General features: G+C 59.4%; 19 protein-coding genes and 1 other RNA gene. 16 read left to right on the top strand and 4 right to left on the bottom strand.

Annotation, left to right across the window (positions count from 1 at the left end; all coding sequences use genetic code 11):
* Positions 1-183 precede the first annotated feature (183 nt).
* From rplM to KGB20_RS26195, 7 genes are all read left to right on the top strand, one after another.
* Positions 184-612 carry a 50S ribosomal protein L13 gene (rplM, locus tag KGB20_RS26165; protein WP_007917032.1) on the top strand — a complete coding sequence of 143 codons (429 nt, stop codon included), beginning with the start codon at positions 184-186 and terminating at the stop codon, positions 610-612.
* Positions 613-626: 14 nt separating this feature from the next.
* Positions 627-1,019, top strand: a complete 393-nt coding sequence (gene rpsI, locus KGB20_RS26170) for a 30S ribosomal protein S9 (protein WP_003228056.1) — start codon at positions 627-629, stop codon at positions 1,017-1,019.
* 268 nt (positions 1,020-1,287) lie between these two features.
* On the top strand, positions 1,288-1,881 hold the full coding sequence (petA, locus tag KGB20_RS26175; protein ID WP_057713353.1) for a ubiquinol-cytochrome c reductase iron-sulfur subunit: 594 nt from the start codon (positions 1,288-1,290) through the stop codon (positions 1,879-1,881).
* Positions 1,881-3,092, top strand: a complete 1,212-nt coding sequence (locus KGB20_RS26180) for a cytochrome b (RefSeq protein WP_034149536.1) — start codon at positions 1,881-1,883, stop codon at positions 3,090-3,092. The genes petA and KGB20_RS26180 overlap by 1 nt, the downstream gene beginning before the upstream one ends.
* Complete coding sequence (locus tag KGB20_RS26185; protein ID WP_057713354.1) at positions 3,092-3,874, top strand: cytochrome c1; 783 nt, start codon at positions 3,092-3,094, stop codon at positions 3,872-3,874. The genes KGB20_RS26180 and KGB20_RS26185 overlap by 1 nt, the downstream gene beginning before the upstream one ends.
* Before the next feature lie 150 nt (positions 3,875-4,024).
* Positions 4,025-4,642, top strand: coding sequence for a glutathione S-transferase N-terminal domain-containing protein (locus KGB20_RS26190; RefSeq protein WP_007989864.1), 618 nt, complete (start codon positions 4,025-4,027; stop codon positions 4,640-4,642).
* Positions 4,643-4,658: 16 nt separating this feature from the next.
* Positions 4,659-5,072 carry a ClpXP protease specificity-enhancing factor gene (locus KGB20_RS26195; RefSeq protein ID WP_007998247.1) on the top strand — a complete coding sequence of 138 codons (414 nt, stop codon included), beginning with the start codon at positions 4,659-4,661 and terminating at the stop codon, positions 5,070-5,072.
* Between the two features lie 156 nt (positions 5,073-5,228).
* Here KGB20_RS26195 and KGB20_RS26200 read toward each other — a convergent pair whose 3' ends face one another.
* The 4 genes from KGB20_RS26200 to KGB20_RS26215 form a co-directional block, all read right to left on the bottom strand.
* Positions 5,229-5,807 carry a BON domain-containing protein gene (locus KGB20_RS26200; RefSeq protein ID WP_057713355.1) on the bottom strand — a complete coding sequence of 193 codons (579 nt, stop codon included), beginning with the start codon at positions 5,805-5,807 and terminating at the stop codon, positions 5,229-5,231.
* Complete coding sequence (locus KGB20_RS26205) at positions 5,804-6,397, bottom strand: phosphoheptose isomerase (RefSeq protein WP_007972584.1); 594 nt, start codon at positions 6,395-6,397, stop codon at positions 5,804-5,806. The genes KGB20_RS26200 and KGB20_RS26205 overlap by 4 nt, the downstream gene beginning before the upstream one ends.
* A gap of 103 nt (positions 6,398-6,500) precedes the next feature.
* Complete coding sequence (locus tag KGB20_RS26210) at positions 6,501-6,863, bottom strand: YraN family protein (RefSeq protein ID WP_154860500.1); 363 nt, start codon at positions 6,861-6,863, stop codon at positions 6,501-6,503.
* Positions 6,863-8,674: a penicillin-binding protein activator gene (locus KGB20_RS26215; protein WP_102670991.1), complete on the bottom strand. Its 1,812-nt coding sequence runs from the start codon at positions 8,672-8,674 to the stop codon at positions 6,863-6,865. Before KGB20_RS26215 ends, KGB20_RS26210 begins: the two co-directional genes overlap by 1 nt.
* A gap of 177 nt (positions 8,675-8,851) precedes the next feature.
* On the opposite strand from KGB20_RS26215, the gene rsmI reads away from it, so the two are divergent.
* The 9 genes from rsmI to mraY all read left to right on the top strand — a co-directional run bounded on the left by rsmI (position 8,852) and on the right by mraY (position 17,876).
* Entirely contained in the window at positions 8,852-9,757 is a 906-nt protein-coding gene (gene rsmI / locus KGB20_RS26220) for a 16S rRNA (cytidine(1402)-2'-O)-methyltransferase (RefSeq protein WP_167362876.1), read from the top strand.
* Positions 9,758-9,832: 75 nt separating this feature from the next.
* Positions 9,833-10,186: RNase P RNA component class A (gene rnpB, locus KGB20_RS26225), an RNA gene on the top strand.
* Between the two features lie 356 nt (positions 10,187-10,542).
* The gene (gene mraZ, locus KGB20_RS26230; RefSeq protein WP_007917012.1) at positions 10,543-10,998 is read left to right on the top strand and encodes a division/cell wall cluster transcriptional repressor MraZ; all 456 of its coding nucleotides are present in this window, start codon (positions 10,543-10,545) and stop codon (positions 10,996-10,998) included.
* Complete coding sequence (rsmH, locus tag KGB20_RS26235; RefSeq protein ID WP_007972589.1) at positions 10,995-11,942, top strand: 16S rRNA (cytosine(1402)-N(4))-methyltransferase RsmH; 948 nt, start codon at positions 10,995-10,997, stop codon at positions 11,940-11,942. Before mraZ ends, rsmH begins: the two co-directional genes overlap by 4 nt.
* On the top strand, positions 11,939-12,232 hold the full coding sequence (ftsL, locus tag KGB20_RS26240) for a cell division protein FtsL (RefSeq protein WP_007998257.1): 294 nt from the start codon (positions 11,939-11,941) through the stop codon (positions 12,230-12,232). Before rsmH ends, ftsL begins: the two co-directional genes overlap by 4 nt.
* On the top strand, positions 12,232-13,971 hold the full coding sequence (locus KGB20_RS26245) for a peptidoglycan D,D-transpeptidase FtsI family protein (protein ID WP_173677933.1): 1,740 nt from the start codon (positions 12,232-12,234) through the stop codon (positions 13,969-13,971). The genes ftsL and KGB20_RS26245 overlap by 1 nt, the downstream gene beginning before the upstream one ends.
* On the top strand, positions 13,971-15,434 hold the full coding sequence (locus KGB20_RS26250; RefSeq protein ID WP_154860499.1) for a UDP-N-acetylmuramoyl-L-alanyl-D-glutamate--2,6-diaminopimelate ligase: 1,464 nt from the start codon (positions 13,971-13,973) through the stop codon (positions 15,432-15,434). The genes KGB20_RS26245 and KGB20_RS26250 overlap by 1 nt, the downstream gene beginning before the upstream one ends.
* Complete coding sequence (locus KGB20_RS26255) at positions 15,427-16,794, top strand: UDP-N-acetylmuramoyl-tripeptide--D-alanyl-D-alanine ligase (protein ID WP_154860498.1); 1,368 nt, start codon at positions 15,427-15,429, stop codon at positions 16,792-16,794. The genes KGB20_RS26250 and KGB20_RS26255 overlap by 8 nt, the downstream gene beginning before the upstream one ends.
* Positions 16,794-17,876 (top strand): phospho-N-acetylmuramoyl-pentapeptide-transferase, encoded by a 1,083-nt coding sequence (gene mraY, locus KGB20_RS26260; RefSeq protein ID WP_150814944.1) that lies wholly within the window; start codon positions 16,794-16,796, stop codon positions 17,874-17,876. The genes KGB20_RS26255 and mraY overlap by 1 nt, the downstream gene beginning before the upstream one ends.
* Positions 17,877-17,879: the final 3 nt, after the last annotated feature.

Raw genomic sequence — 17,879 nt, forward strand, 5'->3', positions numbered from 1 at the left:
ATTGCGCACCTCTTTCTGCAGTGGAAGTGATGCGCCGCCGCCGAAGAATCTTGCCGTTGAACGGACGCGCCGACCCGAGCCCCCGAAAGCGTCTGTATCCGGCTGCCTTTGACTTGTCAAAGTACGCACTATTCAGTAAGATCCGCCGTCTAATTTACAGGGCGGCCCCTGAGGCTATAAAGAATGAAAACTTTTACTGCTAAACCGGAAACAGTAAAGCGCGACTGGTTTGTCGTCGACGCTGCTGGTCAGACCCTGGGTCGTCTGGCCACCGAAATCGCGAGCCGTCTGCGTGGCAAGCACAAGCCTGAGTACACTCCTCACGTTGACACCGGCGACTACATCGTCGTAATCAACGCTGAGCAGATTCGTGTTACCGGTGCTAAAACCACTGACAAAATGTACTACTCCCACTCCGGTTTCCCGGGCGGCATCAAGTCGATCAACTTTGAAAAGCTGATCGCCAAGGCCCCTGAGCGCGTGATCGAGACCGCGGTTAAAGGCATGCTGCCTAAGAACCCACTGGGTCGCGACATGTACCGTAAGCTGAAAGTCTATGCGGGCGCTGCACACCCACATACTGCTCAGCAGCCCCAAGAACTGAAGTTTTAACGGAATAGTACATTATGTCGGCGACTCAAAATTACGGCACTGGCCGTCGCAAGACCGCAACCGCACGCGTTTTCCTGCGTCCGGGTACTGGTAACATCTCCATCAACAACCGTTCGCTGGATAACTTCTTCGGCCGCGAAACTGCCCGCATGGTAGTTCGTCAGCCGCTGGAGCTGACTGAGACTGTCGAGAAGTTCGACATCTACGTCACCGTGATCGGCGGTGGTGTGAGTGGTCAGGCTGGCGCAATCCGCCACGGCATCACTCGTGCTCTGATGGACTACGACGAGACTCTGCGCAGCGCCCTGCGTAAAGCCGGCTTCGTAACCCGCGATGCTCGTGAAGTTGAACGTAAGAAAGTCGGTCTGCGTAAAGCGCGTAAGCGTCCGCAGTACTCGAAGCGTTAATTCGCTTTCACGTTCAAAAAAGAACGCCCAGTTTCCTCACGGAGCTGGGCGTTTTTTTATGTCTGCGATTTATCAAAGAATTGCGCTGTGACAACTTGCCACATCCGCAGACACCCTATACTACAAGGCTTGGGGGTGATGGGTTCCGGTAATTACCTTGTCAGAATTGGGGCTTTTCATTACCATTCGGCAAAATTTTTATAAGTACATAGTTTTACTTAGTAGATGCCTGATTTAACAGGCCACAAAGCTGATGGGAGAGGACTGAATGAGCAATGACGGCGTGAATGCAGGCCGGCGTCGCTTCTTGGTAGCAGCCACATCCGTGGTGGGTGCTGCAGGAGCGGTGGGGGCTGCGGTCCCGTTCGTGGGGTCATGGTTTCCCAGTGCCAAGGCGAAAGCCGCAGGTGCACCGGTGAAAGTGAATGTCAGCAAAATCGAGCCAGGCCAGCAGATGATTGCTGAGTGGCGCGGCCAGCCGGTGTTCATCGTCCGCCGTACACAGGAAATCCTGGGGAATCTTAAGAAGATCGAGGGCCAGCTCGCTGACCCGGCCTCCAAGAACTCGACACAACCGACTTACGTTGATCCGGAAACCCGTTCGATCAAGCCCGAGGTCCTGCTGCTGATCGGTATCTGCACGCACCTGGGTTGCTCGCCGACCTTCCGTCCCGAAGTGGCACCTGCGGATCTGGGTAAGGACTGGGTAGGCGGCTATTTCTGCCCTTGCCACGGTTCCCACTACGATCTGGCTGGTCGCGTCTACAAGTCGCAGCCTGCGCCTTTGAACCTGCCAGTTCCCCCGCATTCCTATGAGACCGATGAAATTATTATCATTGGCGTCGATACGGAGAAAGCGTGATGAGCAAGTTCATGGATTGGGTTGATGCGCGCTTTCCCGCCACCAAAATGTGGGAAGACCATCTCAGCAAGTATTACGCTCCGAAGAACTTCAACTTCTTCTACTTCTTTGGCTCCCTGGCGCTGCTCGTTCTGGTCAACCAGATCGTTACCGGTGTCTGGCTGACCATGAGCTACACCCCGTCGGCGGAAGAGGCATTCGCTTCCGTCGAATACATCATGCGCGACGTCGAGTACGGCTCGATCCTGCGTCTGCTGCACTCCACTGGCGCTTCGGCGTTCTTCATCGTGGTCTATCTGCACATGTTCCGTGGCCTGCTCTACGGTTCGTACCAGAAGCCGCGTGAACTGGTGTGGGTCTTCGGCATGCTGATCTACCTGGCGCTGATGGCCGAAGCCTTCATGGGCTACCTGCTGCCGTGGGGCCAGATGTCCTACTGGGGTGCACAGGTGATCATCTCGCTGTTCGGTGCGATCCCGGTCATCGGCAACGACCTGACCCAGTGGATTCGTGGTGACTACCTGATTTCCGGTATTACCCTGAACCGCTTCTTCGCCCTGCACGTGGTTGCCCTGCCGATCGTTATCCTGGGTCTGGTGGTGCTGCACATCCTGGCGTTGCACGAAGTCGGTTCGAACAACCCGGACGGCGTGGACATCAAGAAGCACAAGGACGAAAACGGCATACCGCTGGACGGCATTGCCTTCCACCCGTACTACACCGTGAAAGATATCGTCGGCGTGGTGGTGTTCCTGTTCATCTTCTGCTCGATCGTGTTCTTCTTCCCGGAAATGGGCGGCTACTTCCTCGAAAAGCCGAACTTTGAAGTGGCGAACGCCTTCAAGACCCCAGAGCACATTGCTCCGGTCTGGTACTTCACTCCGTTCTACGCCATCTTGCGTGCGGTTCCGGACAAGCTCCTGGGCGTGATCGCCATGGGCGCGGCCATCGCCGTGCTGTTCGTCCTGCCGTGGCTCGACCGCAGTCCGGTCAAGTCGATGCGCTACAAAGGCTGGCTGAGCAAGATCTGGCTCTGGGTGTTCTGCATTTCGTTCGTGATCCTGGGTGTGTTGGGTGTTCTGGCTCCGACTCCAGGCCGTACGCTGTTGTCGCAGGTGTGTACCTTCCTGTACTTCGCCTACTTCATTCTGATGCCGTTCTACACCAGGCTCGAGAAGACCAAACCGGTTCCGGAAAGGGTGACTGGCTGATGAAAAAACTATTTGCTGTATTGATGCTTGCTGCACTGCCAGTGTTTGCTTTCGCAGCTGAACACGGTGGCCCCGAGCTGGAAAAAGTCGACATCGACGTTTCCGATAAAGCGGCCATGCAGGACGGCGCGCGTACCTTCGCCAACTACTGCATGGGTTGCCACAGTGCCAAGTTCCAGCGCTATGAGCGTGTTGCCGACGACCTGGGCATTCCCCATGAGTTGATGCTCGAGAAGCTGGTGTTCACTGGCGCCAAGATCGGCGATCACATGAGCATCGGCATGCAGCCAGCGGACGCCAAGGCCTGGTTTGGCGCAGCGCCACCGGACCTGACCCTGGTTGCCCGTGTTCGCGGCACTGACTGGCTCTACGGTTACCTGAAGTCGTTCTACGAAGATCCTTCGCGCCCATGGGGTGTGAACAACAAGGTCTTCCCGAACGTGGGCATGCCTAACGTCCTGGTCGGCTTGCAGGGTCGCCAGGTGGTGGGTTGCAAACAGGTTCAGATCGTCGAAGACGGCAAGAAGCAATATGATCCTCTGACCGGTACGGCGCTGACTCATGAAGCGTGCGATCAATTGACCATCGTGCCGAAAAGCGGTGCCCTGACTGCAGAGCAGTTCGATGAGAAGGTCAAGAATCTGGTAACCTTCCTGGCTTACTCGGCTAACCCGGTTAAGCTGCAACATCAGCGCATCGGTACATACGTATTGTTGTACCTGGCGTTCTTCTTCGTCTTCGCTTACCTGCTCAAGCGCGAATACTGGAAAGACGTGCACTGATAAAGCTTCAAGCTATTGCTGTTAATCGCGCGCGCCCAAGGGCGCCTCTGAAGATGTAGCGAAACTGGTGATCCAGTCGTTACGGGAGGCGCCCTCTGGGCGCGCTCGTTTTTCCGCTTTCGATAATTTCTACAAGCGAGGAGGATCGCCATGGGCGTGACCAATCGGTTGGCCTGTTACTCCGACCCCGCCGACCACTATTCCCACCGAGTGCGCATCGTACTGGCAGAGAAGGGTGTCAGCGCCGAGATCATTTACGTGGAGGCTGGTCGCCAGCCACCTAAACTGATTGAGGTGAACCCTTACGGCAGCTTGCCCACGCTGGTCGATCGCGACCTGGCGTTGTGGGAGTCGACTGTGGTGATGGAATATCTGGATGAGCGTTACCCGCACCCGCCGCTACTGCCGGTTTATCCCGTGGCGCGTGCCAACAGTCGCCTGCTGATGCACCGCATTCAGCGAGACTGGTGTGGTCTGGTGGACCTGATTCTGGATTCGCGGACCAAGGAAGCGGCTCGTGCCGTGGCTCGAAAAGAGTTGCGCGAAAGCCTGACGGGTGTGTCGCCACTGTTTGCCGACAAACCGTTTTTCCTCAGTGAGGAACAAAGTCTGGTGGATTGCTGCCTATTGCCAATACTCTGGCGATTGCCGATTCTGGGTATAGAACTGCCGCGGCCGGCGAAGCCGCTGCTTGATTATATGGAGCGCCAGTTTGCGCGTGAGGCTTTCCAGGCGAGTCTGTCTGGTGTCGAACGCGACATGCGCTAAGGCTTAAGGAGCCGTTATGAACTCCAGTCGACCTTATCTGGTCCGCGCGCTCTATGAGTGGATTGTGGACAATGATTGCACCCCGCATATGCTGGTCAATTCCGAGTACCCGTCGGTGCAGGTGCCTCAGGGGTTTGCCAGTGACGGACAGATCGTCCTGAACGTATCGCCACAAGCCGTGCGTCACTTGCACATGGATAACGAGGCGGTCAGTTTCGAGGGGCGCTTTGGTGGCGTACCGCACACCTTGTACGTGCCAATTGCTTCGATCCTGGGTATCTACGCCCGGGAGAATGGTCAGGGCATGGTGTTCGATCTGGAATCGCCCATGGGCGAGGACGACGAGATCGAGCCGGATGACGATCTTCCACCACCCGACAGTGAGCCGCCGCGTCCAAGCGGTCGCCCGAGTTTGAAGGTGGTGAAATAAAATAAGGGTGATCCGCAAGGGTCACCCTTTTTTATTCCACCGCCTTCAAACGATGTAGGAGCGAGCCTGCTCGCGATGGGCGTGAACGATGACGCGTGCAGTCTGAATGAACGCATTCGCCAAACGTTTTTCGCGAGCAAGCTCGCTCCTGCAGGGTCAGTCGATGTACTCGAACAATTTCACGATCTTCTGCACACCGGAAACCCCTTGCACCAGGTTGGTCGCCTGTGCCGCTTCCTGCTTGGTCAGCAGGCCCAGCAAGTAGACGATGCCGTTTTCAGTGACTACCTTGATGCGCGAGCCAGGGATGTTCGCATCGGCGAGCATCTGGGTCTTGATCTTGGTGGTCAGCCAGGTGTCGTTCTGGCGTGCCAGCAACGAGGAGGGTGGCAGGACTTGCAGTTCGTTGTGCACCTTTTTCACGCGCTGGACAGCGGCGGCAGCCTGTTCGGCCTTGGCCTTGAGGTCTGCGCGTGGCGTTTGCCCGGCGAGCAGTACGACACCGTTGAAGCTGGTGACGACGATATGCGAATCCTTATCCAGGGCTGGGTCGGCCTTGGCGACGTTCACGCCAACCTTGGTGTCGATCAGGGAATCGTCGATCTTGCTGCCCAGTGTGCGAGTGCCGCGGTCATCTTCAATCGGTGCTTCACGGCTGGCAGTCACCACCGAGGTGCAACCGCTGATGCTGAGGCACAGGGTCAAGGCCAGTAGGCCAAGGCGATTAGGGGTCATTCTTCACTCCCGAACAATTGGCTGTCGATCAAGTCGCAAAGGCAATGGATCGCCAGCAGGTGGACTTCTTGAATACGAGCGGTGACGTTGGCCGGTACGCGAATCTCGACGTCCTCGGGCAACAGTAGCGACGCCATGCCGCCGCCATCGCGTCCCGTCAATGCTACGACAATCATTTCGCGATCATGTGCGGCCTGAATCGCTTGAATTATGTTGGCCGAGTTGCCGCTGGTGGAGATAGCCAGCAACACATCGCCCGGTTGGCCAAGCGCACGGATCTGCTTGGAGAAGATTTCGTTGTAGCTGTAGTCGTTGGCAATCGAGGTGATCGTCGAGCTGTCGGTCGTAAGGGCGATGGCCGGCAGGCTTGGGCGTTCGCGCTCAAAGCGATTGAGCAGCTCGGAGGAGAAGTGCTGGGCATCGCCGGCAGAGCCGCCATTGCCGCAGGAAAGCATTTTGCCTTCGTTGAGCAGGGCGTTGACCATGACCTGGCTGGCTTGCTCGATGTGCGGTGCAAGTACTTCCATCGCCTGTTGCTTGGTGTCGATACTGGCCTGAAAAAGCTGGCGAATTCGGGATTGCATGTCCATCTGTGTGACCTTAAGTAGCGCGGCTGTTCGGCACGTGAATGTGCAGCCCGCAAAGCAAAGAGCAAAATGTTGGGTGATAGTGTCCGGTTCGCAATGCCGGCGATCAGCCGTCGAAGGCATTCTGTAGCCAGTTCAACTGATCGAGGTGGCTGTCGATGGCAATCACGTCGAAGCGGCAAGGGGAATTGGCCCAGCGCGGCTCGTGCTGAAGATAATATTGCGCGGCGAAAATCAGTTTTTGCCGTTTGCGCTCATCGATGCTATCGGGCGCGCCACCCCATTGAGTGTTTTTTCTGTAACGGACTTCAACGAATACTACTGTATCGCCATCTAGCATGACCAGATCAAGCTCGCCGCGTTTACACAACCAGTTCTGCGCCAGCAGGCGCAGACCCTGTTGTTGAAGATGCTCGAGCGCATGGCGCTCGGCATCCTTGCCGCTTTGCTGGCGTGACCTGTCAGGCATCAGCGAGCGGTGTCCGGCAGGCGCTGAATCTGGCCATTGGCGAACTCGGCCCATGGTAACTGGCGCACGACCCGCTGGCTCTGGGACATTCCAAGGCTGCCCGATTCACCGTCGATGCGGCTGTCCGGCAGTGACTTGAGCTGGCCCAGGCGTGGCGCCAGACGATAGGCGTCCACGCCCATGGCATACAGGCGCCCCAGGCTGCCGGCGGCTTGTGGCCACTGGGCAGTGACCTGGCGGCGTAGTGGATCATTGGCGTCCAGCAACCATGGCGTCTCGCAGAAGCGAATGCCATTCATGTCGTTGTACTGGTTGACGTCACCGTTGGCGCTGAACACGTGGGAGGTGGCATAGACCGGAACATCGCCTGCGTACTGGAAGTTCAGGGTCGGTTTGATCTGCTGGGCCTGTTGCGGTGTAGAGGCGAGGAAAATGAACTCGATGTCCTGGCGGCGCGATGGCTGGGCAGCCACTTGCGAGCCAACGGTGCTTTGCAAGCTCTTGGCGCGACCTTCGCTCTGACGCAGCTGGAACATGTCGGCAATTTGCTGGGCCAACTGGACCGGTTGGTCGACGCGTTCGGTGGCGACGATGGTGCCGCCATTGGCTTGCCAATCCTGGCTGAACGCCTTGAGCACGCGGTCGCCCCATTCACCTTTCGGCACCATGATGGCTGCGCGATGCAGGCCGTCGGCGCGAGCGCGGCGCGACACTTCGCGGGCTTCGTCTTCAGCGGCAAGGCCGAACTGGAACAGCTGCGCCGGGCCTTGATCGCCCTCGCTGTAATTCAGTGCCAGGGTGGTGATCGGCAACTGCGGGCGAGTGCTCAGCTGTTTGACCAGTGGCTTCTCCAGCGGGCCGACGACCAGTTGCACGCCATCGGCCTGGGCCTTGCGGTAGAACTCGTCCATGGAAGTCAGGCGCGAGCTGTCATAAAACTCGATGGCGGGTGGTTTCTGCCCGGCCTGTTGGGCCTGGTAGTGAGCGGCCATGAAGCCGTCGCGCAGCGCTTTGCCAACCGCCGCCAGTTGGCCGTCCTGAGGCAGCAGCAGGGCGATCTTGTTCAGGGGCTGGCTGGCCAGTTCCTTGAGTTGGGTCAGTGGCTGCGGCAATTGAATGGCTGCCGGGTGCTTCGGATTCTGCGCGCGCCAGTTGTCGATGGCGGCCTGTTGCTGCTCCAGGGTGCCGGCGGATTTCACTGCCAGTGCCAGGGCCATCCAGCCGCCGAGATCGTCGGTGGCACTTGGCTGCAACTGATTGGTCGGCAGCGAAGCGATCAGGGTCCAGATGGCTTCGTGGTTTTTGCTCGCGGCTTCGCCTTCGAGCATCGGGGCGATGAAAATGCGCTGGCGAGCGGCGGCAAGGGTCTGGCCATCGGCTTCAAGTGCGCGGGCGTGGATGGTGCCGGTGCGGACCTGTTGTTCCTCGGGCAGTTCGCTCAAGTATTGCAGGCTCGGATGGCTCAAGGCGGCCAGCGCGGCCTTGGGCTGATTGCGCGTCATGGCCAGTTCCGCCGCCAGGGTGTTGGCGAAAACCTGTGGCCCCGGCTTGAGCTGTTCGACAGGAACCTGTTGCAGGATTTGCGCGGATTGGCCGGCATTGCCCTGGCGATAAGCCAGGTCGGCGGCGCTCAGGCGCAGCAGGGCGGCATCTTCCGGTGATTTGCTTTGGGAGGCCTTCTCAAGCAGTTGCTCGATACTGGCGTCCGGTGTCCGTGGAAGCTCGCCAAGGCTGGAGGAGGGCGAGCTGGCGCAAGCCGTCAGCAAGGCAGCGAGGCAGAGGGCAGATAACAGCCGCAGGCAAGCGATCATGTAAGCGTTCCTGATACTCGATCAAATTAGCGTGGAATTGTACCCAAGCACTGGCCGGGGTGCGATGTTACTGGCGTGAATCAATCAATTTAGCTGGTGTAAATGTTGCGCCAGCGCACAAACGGTCACCGATACCTCGTTTGCTTGCGGGTATCGTGAGTCTCGCTACGCGCTACAATGGCGACTTTTACCGATCATGAGGTGTGCGCTTTGACTGCTCCAGGTGCTTTGAATTCCGCTGCTGGCTCGCTTTATGTGGTGGCGACGCCCATCGGCAACCTGGATGACATCAGTGCGCGGGCGCTGAAGATTCTGCGTGAAGTGGCCCTCATCGCCGCGGAAGACACCCGTCATTCCCAGCGCTTGATGCAGCACTTCGGCATTGCGACGCCATTGGCGGCCTGCCATGAACACAACGAGCGGGATGAAGGTAGTCGCTTTATCACTCGTCTGCTTGCCGGTGACAACGTTGCGTTGATCTCGGATGCCGGGACGCCGCTGATTTCCGATCCGGGTTATCACCTGGTGCGGCAGGCCCGGGCAGCGGGCATTAATGTAGTGCCGGTTCCGGGTGCCTGCGCGTTGATTGCAGCACTGTCGGCAGCAGGGCTGCCTTCCGACCGCTTCATATTCGAAGGTTTTCTGCCTGCAAAGGCTGTGGGGCGACGTGCGCGTCTCGAGCAGGTAAAGGAAGAGCCTCGCACATTGATCTTCTATGAGGCCCCGCATCGCATCCTCGAATGTCTGCAAGACATGGAACTGGTGTTCGGTCCAGAGCGCCCGGCGCTGCTTGCCCGCGAGCTGACCAAGACGTTCGAGACCCTCAAGGGGCTGCCTCTGGCTGAGCTGCGCGAGTTCGTCGAGTCGGATAGCAACCAGCAGCGCGGTGAGTGCGTGGTACTGGTGGCAGGCTGGTCCGCGCCCGAAGAGGAAGGTGCCGTCAGCAGCGAAGCGATGCGTATCCTCAACCTGTTGCTTGAAGAAATGCCGCTCAAGCGTGCGGCGGCATTGGCGGCGCAAATCACCGGCGAGCGAAAGAATGTGCTGTACCAAATCGCGCTGGATCAGCAGAAGGGCGAGTAAAACCCGACGCGCAGGCGTGCCCAATGGCGCTTGGTGCTTGTTCTTCGGGCGCTCTGCCGGTAACCTTCGCGGCGGAGAGTCGATCGGACAGTCGCTGCCCTCTATGAAAATTAGGGGGGGGAGGAAAGTCCGGGCTCCATAGGGCGAAGTGCCAGGTAATGCCTGGGAGGCGTGAGCCTACGGAAAGTGCCACAGAAAATAACCGCCTAAGCGCTTCGGCGCCGGTAAGGGTGAAAAGGTGCGGTAAGAGCGCACCGCACGTCTGGCAACAGTTCGTGGCTAGGTAAACCCCACTTGGAGCAAGACCAAATAGGGTCCCAAGGCGTGGCCCGCGCTGGGACCGGGTAGGTTGCTAAAGATGTCCAGTGATGGCCATCGTAGACGAATGACTGTTCAAGACAGAACCCGGCTTACAGATCGACTCTCCACCTTTTTCTTTCCTCTGCTTGAATCATTGAGTAGGGGGTTGGGTGATAGCAATTTCCCTCCTTACACATTCATCCGCAGAACCTCTTTTGTAATACCAAAAAAATCTTACTCTTAATAAATTACTTTAACTTTCGAACGCAGCCTTCTGTGCTGATTCAAGTTATCGATCAGTTTCATCTGCCGGATTCTCGTTGTCCCTCCGTTAATGATCCTAAATCTCAGTTCTGTAAGGGTTTTCCTTTACTCCGCGCCTTGACGGTGTGGTGGGCGCATTCCTATAGTGTGCGCAAGTGGCGGAAAGTGGCATGAAGTGGGTTTTTTGAACTCAAAACGCTAGAATTTGGAGAAGCGCAGACGTGTTTCGCGGAGCCAACGCTATCAGTCTCGATGCAAAGGGCCGTCTCGCAATGCCGAGCCGGTACCGTGACGAGCTCGATTCGCGCAGTTCCGGTCAATTGATCGTGACAATTGATGCCGTTGATCCTTGTTTGTGTGTTTACCCCCTCGATGAGTGGGAAATTATTGAAACCAAACTGCGCGCACTGCCTTCGCTTCGCGAAGAGAACCGCCGCCTGCAACGTTTACTGATTGGTAATGCCGTCGACCTCGAGCTCGATGGCAGTGGTCGTTTTCTGGTTCCGCCGCGTCTTCGTGAATATGCCAAGTTGGATAAGCGCGCGATGTTGGTAGGCCAACTGAACAAGTTCCAATTGTGGGACGAGGATGCCTGGAACGCGGTTTCTGCCGCCGACCTGGCTGCCATTCAACAACCGGGCGCGATGCCTGATGAACTGCGTGATTTGATCCTGTGACTATTGATAGCGGCTTTAACCACATCACCGTACTGCTTGACGAAGCCGTCGAGGCTCTCGCCGTACGTCCTGATGGCTGCTATCTGGACGGCACGTTCGGACGCGGCGGACACAGCCGGTTGATCCTCAGTCAGCTCGGTCCCGATGGTCGGTTGCTCGGATTCGATAAAGATCCACAAGCGATTGCCACCGGGCAGACGCTAGCGGCCGAAGACGGCCGCTTTGTCGTTGTGCAGCGCAGCTTTGCCGAGCTCGGTTCGGAAGTCGCCGAACGCGGTCTGGCCGGCAAGGTCAGCGGCGTGTTGCTGGATCTTGGCGTGTCCTCGCCACAGCTCGACGACCCTGAGCGCGGCTTCAGCTTCCTCAACGACGGTCCGCTGGACATGCGCATGGATCCGTCCCGTGGCATCAGCGCCGCCGAATTCGTCAACACCGCGCCCGTGGAAGAAATCGCCCGGGTGTTCAAGGAATACGGCGAAGAGCGTTTCTCCGGCCGCATGGCCCGTGCTGTGGCCGAACGTCGCGACATCAAGCCATTCGAGCGCACCGGTGACCTGGCAGAAGTCCTGAAAGTCGCCAACCCAGCCTGGGAAAAGGGCAAGAACCCCGCAACCCGCGCGTTCCAGGGGTTGCGTATCCACGTCAACAACGAACTGGGTGATCTGGAAACCGGCCTCGAAGCCGCGCTGGAGTGCCTGGAAGTGGGCGGTCGCCTGGTGGTGATCAGCTTCCATTCGCTGGAAGACCGTATCGTCAAACTGTTCATGCGCAAACTGGTGAAAGGCGAAGCCGACAACCTGCCGCGCAACCTGCCGGTTCGGCATGTCGCCTTCGAACCGAAAATCAAAGTCCATGGCAAAGCGCAGACGGCCTCCGACGCCGAACTCAAAGCCAACCCACGTTCCCGTAGCGCTGTCATGCGTGTGGCGGAGAAGCTGCGGTGAGCAAGCTCTTCGCCAAGCCATTGCCCGGCGGAAGCTTCTTCATGCTGCTGCTGTTTGTCGGCGTGCTCGTGTCGGCCATCGGCGTGTCTTACAGCGCGCACTGGAACCGTCAGCTATTGAATTCGCTGTACAACGAACTGAGCGTGCGCGACAAGGCGCAGGCGGAGTGGGGCCGGTTGATTCTGGAGCAGAGCACCTGGACCGCCCACAGCCGTATCGAAGTGCTGGCCACCGAACAATTGAAAATGCACATCCCCGGTGCCGCTGACGTGAAGATGGTGGCGCCATGATGAAACTCGAAGGTGCACTCTTTCCTTGGCGGTTCCGCGTGGTGCTGGGTTTGCTCGGCATCATGGTGGCCGCGATTGCCTGGCGCATCATCGATTTGCAAGTGGTCGACCGTGCCTTCCTTAAAGGTCAGGGCGATGCCCGCAGTGTTCGTCATATTCCGATTCCGGCTCACCGTGGTCTGATCACCGACCGTAACGGCGAGCCTTTGGCCGTGAGTACTCCGGTCACCACCCTCTGGGCCAATGCCAAGGAAATGCAAACGGCCAAAGAAAAGTGGCCGGCACTGGCGGCTGCCCTGGGGCAGGACCCGAAAGCCCTGGCCGAGCGCCTTGAAGCGCAGGCCAACAAGGAATTCATTTATCTGGTGCGCGGGCTGACGCCTGAGCAGGGCCAGGCGGTGCTCGATCTCAAAGTGCCTGGCGTCTATGGCATCGAAGAGTTCCGCCGTTTCTATCCGGCCGGTGAAGTGACCGCGCATATGGTCGGCTTTACCGACATCGATGACCATGGCAAGGAAGGTATCGAGCTGGCCTATGACGAATGGCTGGCCGGGGTGCCGGGTAAACGACAAGTCATCAAGGACCGGCGCGGCCGGTTGATCAAGGATGTCCAGGTCACCAAAAACGCCAAGGCCGGCAAGCCCTTGGCGTTGTCCATTGACCTGCGCCTGCAATACCTGGCCAACCGCGAACTGCGTAACGCGATCATCGAGAACGGCGCCAAGGCCGGCAGCCTGGTGATCATGGACGTGAAGACCGGCGAGATTCTCGCGATGGTCAACCAGCCAACCTACAACCCGAACAACCGCCGCAACCTGCAGCCGGCGATGATGCGTAACCGCGCGATGATCGACGTGTTCGAGCCAGGCTCGACCATGAAAGCGATCTCGATGAGCGCCGCCATCGAAACCGGCCGCTGGAAACCGAGCGATACCGTCGAGGTGTATCCGGGCTCCCTGCAGATTGGCAAGTACACCATCAAGGACGTATCCAAGACCGAAGGCCCGGTGCTCGACCTGACCGGCATCCTGATCAATTCCAGTAACGTCGGCATGAGCAAGGTCGCGTTCGATATCGGCGGCGAAACCATTTTCCGTCTGGCGCAGAAAGTCGGCCTCGGCCAGGACACTGGCCTGGGCTTCCCGGGCGAGCGCGTCGGCAATCTGCCGAACTACCGCGAATGGCGCAAGGCAGAAACCGCCACGCTGTCCTACGGCTACGGTGTTTCCGTGACCGCGATCCAGTTGGTCCACGCCTTCTCGGCCCTGGCCAACAACGGTCGCCTCGCACCGCTGACCCTGATCAAGACCGACAAGGCGCCGCAAACCACCCAGGTACTGCCGGAGGCCGTCGCAAAAACCATGCAAGGCATGCTGCAACAAGTGATCGAAGCCCCGCGCGGTGTGTTCCGTGCGCAGGTGCCGGCGTATCACGTGGGCGGCAAGTCGGGTACTGCGCGTAAAACCTCGGTCGGCACCAAGGGTTACGCCGTGAACTCCTACCGTTCGCTGTTCGCCGGTTTCGGCCCGATGAGCGATCCGCGTTACGCCATCGTGGTGGTCATCGACGAGCCGACCAAGGCCGGTTACTTCGGCGGCCTGGTTTCCGCACCGGTGTTCAGCCGTGTGATGTCGGGCACCCTGCGCCTGATGAACATTACCCCGGACAACCTGCCACCTACTCAACAAGCGAACGCAACACCGGTCGTTCCGCTGAAAGCCAATGGAGGGCGCGGCTGATGTCCCTGAGCCTGAACAAGATTTTCCCTCACGCCGGCCACGATCTGCTGATTCGCGAACTCGCCCTGGACAGCCGCAATGTGCGTGCGGGTGATCTGTTCCTCGCTGTGCCGGGCGGTAAATTCGATGGGCGCGCGCATATGGTTGACGCCCTGCAGCGTGGTGCTGCCGCGGTGGCCTATGAAGTAGAAGGCGCCACGGTCCTGCCGATCACTGAAGTGCCGTTGATTCCGGTCAAAGGTCTGGCGGCTCAGCTGTCGGACATCGCCGGGCGTTTTTATGGCGAGCCAAGCCATCACCTGAACCTGGTGGGCGTGACCGGTACCAACGGCAAGACCAGCGTGACTCAATTGGTCGCCCAGGCGCTGGACCTGCTCGGCCAGCACTGCGGCCTGGTCGGCACGCTCGGTTCGGGTTTCTATGGGGCGCTGGAAAGCGGCCTGCACACCACGCCGAACCCGATTGCCGTGCAGGCGACCCTGGCGGACCTGAAAAAGGCCGGGGCCAAGGCCGTGGCGATGGAAGTTTCTTCCCATGGCCTGGATCAGGGGCGCGTGACTGCCCTGGCGTTCGATGTGGCAGTGATGACCAACCTGTCCCGCGATCACCTGGATTATCACGGCACCATGCAGGCCTACGGCGAAGCCAAGGCCAGGCTGTTTGACTGGAATGACTTGAAATGCCGCGTGGTCAACCTCGACGACGAGTTCGGCCGGCAACTGGCCGCCGACAAGCGCGAGTCGCGGTTGATCACCTACAGCCTGGAAGACTCCGGCGCCTACCTGTATTGCCGTCAGGCGCAATTCGACGACGAAGGCGTGCGAGCCACTCTGGTCACGCCACAGGGCGAGCACCACTTGCGCAGCACCTTGCTCGGTCGCTTCAACCTGAGCAATGTCCTGGCGGCGGTCGGTGCGTTGCTCGGTCTGGATTACGCCCTGGACGAAATTCTCAAGGTGCTGCCGAAGCTTGAAGGCCCTGCCGGGCGCATGCAGCGCTTGGGCGGTGGCTCGCAGCCGCTGGTGGTGGTCGATTACGCCCACACCCCGGATGCCCTGGAAAAAGTACTGCTGGCTCTGCGTCCACACGCCAAGGGTCAGCTGCTGTGCCTGTTCGGCTGTGGCGGCGATCGCGATCGCGGCAAGCGTCCGTTGATGGCCGAAGTGGTTGAGCGCCTGGCCGATGGCGTGCTGGTGACCGATGACAATCCGCGCACTGAAGACCCTGCAGTGATTTTCGATGACATCCGCGCCGGTTTCACGGCTGTGGATAAAGTGGAGTTCGTTGCCGGTCGTGGTCAGGCGATTGCCCGGTTGATCGCCAGTGCCTCGGCGGATGACGTGATTGTCCTGGCCGGGAAAGGTCACGAGGACTATCAGGAAATCAACGGCGAACGCCATGCCTTTTCCGATCTGGTCGAGGCTGATCATGCCTTGACCGCGTGGGAGGTGGCCCATGCTTAAGGCCTTGAAACTGAGTGAACTGACCGGTGCGCTGAGTGCTCGCCTGGTGTCCGCCGATGCCAGCTTCGACGGCGTCAGCATCGACAGCCGTGCAATCAAGCCGGGCCAGCTGTTTATTGCCCTGACCGGTCCGCGTTTTGACGGTCATGACTATCTGAATGAAGTCGCCGCCAAGGGCGCCGTGGCTGCGCTGGTCGAGCGTGAAGTCGCTGGCAGCACGCTGCCGCAGTTACTGGTCAGCGACACTCGCCAGGCCCTCGGCCAGTTGGGCGCGCTCAATCGCGCCGCCTACACCCATCCGGTCGCGGCCGTCACCGGTTCCAGCGGCAAGACCACGGTCAAGGAGATGCTTGCGAGCATCCTGCGCACCCGTGGTCCGGTGCTGGCGACCCGTGGCAACCTGAACAACGACCTCGGCGTGCCGCTGACCTTGCTCGAACTGGCACCGGAACACACCGCTGCCGTGATCGAACTGGGCGCCTCGCGCCTGGGTGAAATTGCCTACACCGTCGGCCTGACCCGGCCGCACGTGGCCATTCTCAACAATGCCGGGACCGCCCACGTCGGCGAGTTCGGCGGCCCGGACAAAATCGTCGAAGCCAAGGGCGAGATCATCGAAGGGCTGGATGCCGATGGCGTCGCCGTTCTCAATCTTGACGACAAGGCATTCGGTATCTGGAAGGCACGCGCCGGTGATCGCAAAGTGCTGACGTTTGCGTTGAGCAACGCCAGCGCCGATTTCTACGCCAGTGACCTGACTACCGATGCCCGCGGCTGCCCGGCGTTCAACCTGCACAGCCCTGAAGGCGTGGAGCGCGTTCAATTGAACCTGCTCGGCACCCATAACGTCGCCAATGCCATGGCCGCCGCCGCGGCCGCCCATGCCCTGGGTGTGTCGCTGTTCGGTATCGCCACCGGCCTTGGCGCGATGCAACCGGTCAAGGGGCGCACCGTCGCGCAACTGGCCACCAATGGCATGCGCGTGATCGATGACACTTACAACGCCAACCCCACCTCCATGTGCGCTGCCGTTGATATACTGGCCGGCTTTTCCGGTCGCACCGTCCTGGTGCTCGGGGATATCGGCGAGTTGGGCGAATGGGCGGAGCAGGGGCACCGCGACGTGGGCGCGTACGCCCGTGGCAAGGTTTCTGCGCTGTACGCCGTCGGGCCAATGATGGCTCACGCCGTGAACGCATTCGGTCCACAGGCTTTTCACTTCAGCACGCAGGCTGAACTGATCAAGGCCCTGGGTGCCGAGCAAGACACAAACACCACCATTTTGATCAAGGGGTCGCGCAGCGCTGCGATGGAAAACATCGTCGCCGCCTTGTGCGGGTCCAGTCTGGAGAAACATTAATGCTGCTGCTGCTAGCGGAGTATCTGCAACAGTTCTACAAAGGCTTCGCGGTCTTCCAGTACCTGACCCTGCGCGGGATTCTCGGTGTACTGACCGCGCTGGTCTTGTCGCTGTGCTATGGCCCATGGATGATCCGCACGTTGCAGAGCCGTCAGATCGGTCAATCCGTTCGCAACGACGGCCCGCAGTCGCACCTGTCCAAGTCGGGTACACCGACCATGGGCGGCGCGCTGATTCTGTCGTCCATCGGTGTCAGCACCCTGCTGTGGGCTGACCTGAGCAACCGTTACGTCTGGGTCGTACTGCTGGTGACCTTGCTGTTCGGCGCCATCGGCTGGGTCGACGACTACCGCAAGGTCATCGAGAAGAACTCCCGTGGCTTGCCGAGCCGCTGGAAATATTTCTGGCAATCGGTGTTCGGTCTGGGCGCGGCGATCTTCCTTTATATGACTGCCGCCACGCCGGTGGAAACCACGCTGATCCTGCCGATGCTCAAGGACTACAGCATTCCGCTGGGCGCCGGCTTCATCGTGCTGACCTATTTCGTGATTGTCGGTTCGAGCAACGCGGTCAACCTGACCGACGGCCTCGACGGCCTGGCGATCATGCCGACCGTGATGGTTGGTGGTGGCCTGGGCATTTTCTGCTACCTGTCGGGTAACGTGAAGTTCGCCGAATACCTGCTGATTCCTTACGTACCGGGCGCAGGCGAGTTGATTGTGTTCTGTGGCGCGTTGATCGGAGCCGGCCTGGGCTTCCTGTGGTTCAACACCTATCCGGCACAAGTCTTCATGGGTGACGTCGGCGCACTGGCGCTGGGCGCGGCCCTGGGCACCATCGCGGTGATCGTCCGTCAGGAAATCGTCCTGTTCATCATGGGCGGCGTGTTCGTGATGGAAACCCTGTCAGTCGTCATTCAGGTCGCCTCTTTTAAACTGACCGGTCGCCGTGTATTCCGCATGGCGCCCATTCACCACCACTTTGAACTCAAGGGCTGGCCCGAGCCGCGCGTGATCGTCCGTTTCTGGATCATCACCGTGATTCTCGTGCTGATCGGCCTTGCCACCCTGAAGCTGAGGTAGAAA

Origin of the sequence: Pseudomonas sp. BF-R-30 (assembly GCF_019956175.1) — a bacterium.
Classification (GTDB): domain Bacteria; phylum Pseudomonadota; class Gammaproteobacteria; order Pseudomonadales; family Pseudomonadaceae; genus Aquipseudomonas; species Aquipseudomonas jessenii.